Source organism: Caballeronia choica, from assembly GCF_001544535.1.
In the GTDB taxonomy this organism is placed as follows: domain Bacteria; phylum Pseudomonadota; class Gammaproteobacteria; order Burkholderiales; family Burkholderiaceae; genus Caballeronia; species Caballeronia choica.
The window spans coordinates 1-570 of record NZ_FCON02000612.1 but is presented as its reverse complement, the minus strand read 5'-3'; the positions used below and the strand labels follow the sequence as shown (position 1 = coordinate 570).

The following is a 570-nucleotide window of genomic DNA, read 5'->3' as shown; positions in this document are numbered from 1 at the left end:
GCATTGAGCCGCGGGAATGCCATGTCGCGCGCGCCCAGGATGAGGGGCCACAGGTAGTTCGAAAATCCCGAGAGCACGGGCAGCGCATAAAGGAAGATCATCGTCACGCCGTGCATCGTGAAGAGCTGGTTGTATTGTTCGGGAGTCAGCAGCGCAGCGTTCGGACGCGCAAGCTGGAGCCGCATGACGAGCGCCTCGACGCCGCCCATCAGCAGGAAAACGAACGCCGTCACGATATAGCGCAGACCGATGCTCTTATGGTCGACGGTAGAAAGCCAGCCCCGCCAGCCGGGTTCGGTCTCCCAGATCTTTTGCAGGCGCAACTGCGTCGGACTGCCGGGCGGGACGCGGCCGATCTCGGGCACCCGCGAGAGCGCCGGTGGCCTCGGCGACGATGCAATGCGTTCAGGCTCAGCGGGTGCGCTCATGGCTTCATCGTGCCGGTGGTTATCGCAGCGTGGCGAGGAAGGCCGACAGGTCGGCGGCTTCGTCGCGGCTCAGGATCATGCTTGGCATCATCGATTCGGGCTTGATCTGCTGAGCGTGCGTGATCCAGTCGAGCTGGTTTGC

At 63.7% G+C, this 570-nt stretch carries 1 protein-coding gene; it reads right to left on the bottom strand.

Features of this window, described 5'->3' with window-relative positions:
* Positions 1 to 428, bottom strand: a 428-nt coding sequence (locus AWB68_RS45995) for a cbb3-type cytochrome c oxidase subunit I (RefSeq protein WP_200829002.1), incomplete at its 3' end; no start/stop codon positions are given.
* Positions 429 to 570: the final 142 nt, after the last annotated feature.